Consider the following 5254-nt stretch of genomic DNA (forward strand, 5'->3'; position numbering starts at 1 on the left):
TGGACCGGCGCATGCCCCACCTGCCACCGCCAGTTACCAACACCAACGAGGAAACAACCCCCTCCGCCCGACTCAACCTAACGAAGTACTACTAGTGGTCTCCGAATAGTCGCATTCCGTAACGGCTTGTCGGATCAGTAAGCCTGGGAACCGCCAACCGAGTATCGGCTTCGCACTCGCCTCACAGCAGAACCTGATGCGGAGAGATGGCCCTCGGCCTGCGGGGCGCGGCCTCGGCGATAGGCGGCGGGAGCGGTCCTGCCGGTGCAGCGGGATACTGGTCATATTGCGCTTTCGACAGTGAACCGGGCGGGGATGGCAGTGGTGGAGGGAGGCAGGACATGTCGGCAGAACGGGTGGCCGTCGTGGGTGGCAGCATCGTGGGTTGCGCGGGGGCCCTGGCTGCCTCTCGGAGCGGCGCGGACGTAGTGGTCCTCGAACGGGCCACCGGACGGCTTCAGGACCGCGGCGTCGGCCTCACCTTGCACAACGACCGGTACACCGAGCTTGAGGAAGCCGGGTACCTCGACACCAGCATGCCGTGGTACCAGTTGGCACGGCGTCCCTGGATGGTCCGGGACGGCGCCACCCGCACGGGACGCGAGATCGGCGTTCTCTCCTTGCCGTTCCGCTCCTACAACTGGGGGTCGCTCTGGGAGGAGCTACACAACCGCATCCCCCCGAGCGTGGAATACCACACGGGTGCGCAGGTTTCACGGGTGACTCAAGACGCCAGCGGGACGGTTGTGCACCTGGCGGACGGCACGCAAGACCGCTACGACTTCGTAGTCGGCGCCGATGGCTACCGCTCGGTGGTGCGGGATGCGATGTACCCGCAGGCCTGTGCTGAATACGCCGGGTTCATCGCCTGGCGTGGGATCCTGCCCGAGCAGCGGCTCCCCGGGCCGCCGGGTGCCTTCCCGGACGGGGACGCGGCATCCGTGGGATTCCCCGGCGGCCACATACTGATCTACCGCATACCGGGCCTCGGCGGCGCGGGTACCACCGTCAACTGGGTGTTCTACGCGACCCCGCCGGCCGCAGCGGCCGCCCACTTCACCGATCCGCAGACCGTCCAGCCCCGGGTCATGAGCGATGACCTGAGGCGCTTCCAGCTGCAGCTGGTAGCCGAGCACCTCCCGCCGTTCTGGCAGGAAGTAATCCATCTGACCCGGCTCGAGGACACCTTCGTGCAGCCCATGTACGACATGGTTGCGCCGAGCTACACGCTCGGACGGCTCGTGCTGCTCGGCGACGCCGCCTCGATCGCCCGCCCGAACACCGGCAGCGGCGCGATCAAGGCGCTGCAGGATGCCGCAGCGCTGGAACGTGCACTACGGACGCACGACAGCTGGCAGGAGGCGCTGGCCGCGTACAGCACCGAGCGCGTACCCATCGGGCACGCCACCGTGGAGCTCGGCCGCAGACTGGGCCGAGCACAGGTCACCGAGACCCCCGACTGGCCGGCCCTGGACCAGTCGGCTGTCGAGCGGTGGTGGCTTGAGGCCGCCGGCCCCAAAGGGTTCGGCGGCCACGCGCTGCGCCGCTGACCGCGCGCGTTGCTACAAGGTGCAGGGGCGTGATGTTGTGTGCCCCAACGGGGCGGTCGGCAGGGCTGATTGAACTGCGAGCAAGCACCCCCGTCGGGTACCAGTTTCAGGAGCCGGCTCAAAGCTTTTGCCACAGGTCGAGTCGGGGGTCGAAGACTCACACCTCCGTACCATCCTCGGTGATCTCTTCGACCCTCAGGGTCGCCTCTTCTCAGACACTCCCGGAAATTTCAAGCATGGGCACAGGTTATGGCCCCGGATTATATCACCTCCTTTTCTTCGTAGCGCTCCCGTCCCCCGGCGCTTCAGCTTGGAGGTCCGGGTTGTAGGCGGGTGGGGGTATGTGGAGGTGGTCGGTGGTGTAGTCGCCGAAGCGCAGGACGTTCTCGCTCCGGTAGGGGCTGAGCACGGCCAGGTCGCAGCCGCCGCGTCGAACAACGCCTTCGGCCCGTCCCCAGTCGTCCACACCCGCGCGTCCAGCCACCCGCTCAGCTCGTCCCGGACCTCGGCAAAGTCCCGCCAGCCCCCGGCCTCCTGGATCTCCCCAGCGTGCGTACGGGCCGTGCCGTCCCGCTCGCCGTACAGCTTCAGACACGACGCATCGCCGATCTCCAGCTGCTCGGCCAGGTACTCGGCCACTTCCACCGGCACCTGCCGCGGGTCCGGCATGAATCGGCCCAAGTAGCGCACGCTCGTCAGCTGGACCGCATACCCGAGCCGATTGTGCGAACGCCTCTTGGCCTGCACCGCCTCCCGGTCTACGTCATCCAGGAAGAAGTACCGCTCCAGCTCCGCCCGCGAAGGTGCCCCGTGAAACACCCCGTACCGGGACGCCTGCTCATCCGTCAGAATCTCGACCGCCACAACAGCTCTCCGAAGGTCGACAACAACAACCCACGAAGGCTCCGACGCTCAATCACCCCAGGTCAAAGGCCCAACCAGCTGGGACCCGGCTTAGCGCACGATCTGACACGGATGTTCCTCGACCCCCGTCTCCCCGGCGAAATACTTCGCCGCCTTCCGCAGGATCTCGCGTTCCTCCTCCAGTTCACGGACCTTCTTGCGCAGGGCCGCGTTCTCTGCCTCCAGCACCGTGGGCGGCTCGGCGGACCCCTCCGCCCGGCGTCCCCGTGGCCGGCTCGCTCCGGCCGCCCGGACCCAGTTCCGCAACGTCTCCGGGTTCACCCCCAGATCAGCAGCGACCGACCTGATCGTCGCTTCCGGCCGCGACTCGTACAACGCGACCGCGTCCGCCTTGAACTCCGGCGGATAGTGCTTCATGACCACGGGACATCCGTTCTCCTGGACTCAAGATCCAAGTGTCTCGGGTGCCCAAGATCCGGGGTCAAGCCCCGCTGCCCTACTGCGTTTCGCCTGCCTGACGCGAAGTCAGGTGCCTGAGCCGGCCTGCACCGGTTCGCCGTCCCCTGTGACCTTCACGGGATTGGTGCCCGCGGCGTTGCGCTGTGCGGCCCAGTTCTCCAGGGCGGTGCGGACAGCGTGGTCGAGGTGGTGTATACCGGATAGGCTGACTTCGACGGGACGGTCCTGGGGCAGCGCCTCCAGGGTGTCGAGGATCTTTGGCAGTCGCAGGAAGGTCGCGTTGCCCGACAGGTGCGCCTGGACGGGACCGGCGCCTTTGTCGATGATCTCCAGCTTGACCTGGGAGGCATCCCAGGCGGTCTTGATCACGGCAAGGGCCAGACCGATCAGCACGCCCTCGAGCATGCTCACCGCGACGATCGCCACAGCCGTGGCCACAAGGATCAGCGACTCGCCCCGGTGCGCCCGCCACAGCGGCACGATCTCGCGGAAGGGGATCAGCTTCCAGCCGGCGTGGATCAGGATGCCGGCGAGCGCGGGCAGCGGTATCAGTGTCAGCGCGGCGGGCAGCAGCGCCGCGAACAGCAGCAGCCACACGCCGTGCAGGACACGGGAGGCCTTGGTCTTCGCGCCGGCCTGGACGTTGGCGGAGCTGCGCACGATGACCGCGGTCACCGGCAGCGCGCCGAGCACACCGCACGCCGCGTTGCCCGCGCCCTGCGCCATGAGCTCCTTGTTGTAGTCGGTGCGCGGACCGTTGTGCAGCTGGTCCACCGCGGCGGCGCTGAAGAGGCTCTCGGCGGAGGCGATCAGGGTGAAGGCGAGGATTGTGGCGATCAGGGCCGGGTTGGCCAGCTCGCCGAAGGCGTCGGCACTGGGCGGCTGGATGGAGTTCAGCAGGCCGTGAACCTCGACGGTCGAGACTGGCAGGTTGAACGCAAGCGTGGCCAGCATCGCCAGGATGACCGCGGCGAGGGCCCCTGGCACCATCTGTACCTTCTTGGGTAGCCGCTTCCACAGCACGATCACCGCGATAGTGCCCGCGCCGATGGCGAGCGAGGCGAGCATCTCGGTGCTGCCCAGCGCGTCGGCTGCGACCCTGGGCAGCCCCAGGATCTTGTCGATGTCGGAGGCCGGAGCCTTCAGGCTGGCCGCCGCATATAGCTGGCCCGCGATGAGCACGAGGCCGATTCCCGCCAGCATGCCCTTGACGACCGAGACAGATACCGCCCGGAACCAGCCCCCCAGCTTCAGGGCGCCCATGGCGAGCTGGAGCAGTCCGGCGGCCAGCACGATCACTCCGAGCGCGGGCAGCCCGAACTCGCGGACAGTCTCGAAGACCAGTACGGTCATGCCGGCGGCGGGCCCGCTCACCTGCAGGCTGCTGCCGGGCAGCAGACCGGTGATGATGCCACCCACGATGCCGGTGACCAGGCCGAGTTCGGCCGGGACACCGCTGGCGACGGCGACGCCCACGCACAGCGGGAGGGCGACCAGAAACACGACGAGCGAGGCGGCGAAATCCTGCCGCAGATAAGGGAACTTGGTCATCGCATCCTCACAGCGCCTCGAACGTGTCGGTCTCCGCGCGGTATTCGCGCACCGCTCCGGTGTGCACCTCGTAGTACCAGCCATGCAGCCGAAGTTGACCGGCCGCAAGCCGCCTCTCGATGCCCGGGTAGGACCGCAGCCGCAGCAGCTGCGCCAAGACGTGGTTCTGCACGGCCTCTTCGACCGTCGGGTCGGCCGGATCGGACGACTTGGGCTTCTCCGCGGCCGCGAGCCAGTCGCGTACTGCGGGTACGGCCTCGAGGTCGTCGCCCCGCACCACTGCGCCCACGGCACCACAGTGCGAGTGGCCGCAGACCACGATGTCACTGACGCCGAGGATCTCCACGGCGTACTCGATGGTGGCCGCTTCGCCGGTGGCGATGCCGTAAACGAACGGGGGGACGATGTTGCCCGCGGTGCGCAGCTCGAAGAGCTGGCCGGGCCGAGCGCCCGTGATCAGGGCCGGTACGACCCGGGAGTCGGCGCAGGTGATGAACAGGACCTCGGGGGCCTGGCCTTCGGCCAGCCTGGCGAACTCCGCAGGGCGCTGTCCGAACGTGCGGGCGTTGTCGATGAGGGGTTGCATGGTGTGGTGACTCCTCCTGGCGCGCCGGAGGCGCGTCGGGCTTGCAGCGATTTCCGTCGGTGCTTTTGAGTCTTCCTCGGCTTGGACGCTTCGGCAGTAGCGCGATGTGCCCCCGCACCGGTGGACAGAGGGTCTCCCAACCGGGGGACTGAACCGTTCCGGGTTCGGTAGGGACTCGATCATTTGAGAGGATCGAGTCATGGCACGCCCTTCCCCTTACCGCCTTGAGCTGCGCAAGCGCGCG

Annotated in this window: 4 protein-coding genes and 2 pseudogenes; 1 reads left to right on the top strand and 5 read right to left on the bottom strand. The window is 67.8% G+C overall.

Going from position 1 to position 5254, the window contains the following annotated elements; genetic code table 11:
* Positions 1-341 precede the first annotated feature (341 nt).
* Positions 342-1550, top strand: a complete 1209-nt coding sequence (locus tag AC0699_RS39210; protein ID WP_478671311.1) for an FAD-dependent monooxygenase — start codon at positions 342-344, stop codon at positions 1548-1550.
* Between the two features lie 265 nt (positions 1551-1815).
* Here AC0699_RS39210 and AC0699_RS39215 read toward each other — a convergent pair whose 3' ends face one another.
* The 5 genes and pseudogenes from AC0699_RS39215 to AC0699_RS39235 form a co-directional block, all read right to left on the bottom strand.
* Positions 1816-2034 (bottom strand): hypothetical protein, encoded by a 219-nt coding sequence (locus AC0699_RS39215; RefSeq protein ID WP_478671321.1) that lies wholly within the window; start codon positions 2032-2034, stop codon positions 1816-1818.
* A pseudogene (locus AC0699_RS39220) lies at positions 1971-2414 on the bottom strand (DUF4158 domain-containing protein); the annotation flags it as partial. The gene AC0699_RS39215 and the pseudogene AC0699_RS39220, both read right to left, overlap by 64 nt.
* Before the next feature lie 132 nt (positions 2415-2546).
* A pseudogene (locus AC0699_RS39225) lies at positions 2547-2837 on the bottom strand (transposase); the annotation flags it as partial.
* A gap of 102 nt (positions 2838-2939) precedes the next feature.
* A complete protein-coding gene (locus AC0699_RS39230; RefSeq protein ID WP_478671314.1) occupies positions 2940-4424 on the bottom strand; it encodes a SulP family inorganic anion transporter in 1485 nt (494 codons plus the stop codon).
* Between the two features lie 7 nt (positions 4425-4431).
* Positions 4432-5010 carry a carbonic anhydrase gene (locus AC0699_RS39235; protein ID WP_478671318.1) on the bottom strand — a complete coding sequence of 193 codons (579 nt, stop codon included), beginning with the start codon at positions 5008-5010 and terminating at the stop codon, positions 4432-4434.
* Positions 5011-5254 lie beyond the last annotated feature (244 nt).

Source organism: Streptomyces sp. NPDC043870, from assembly GCF_056435785.1.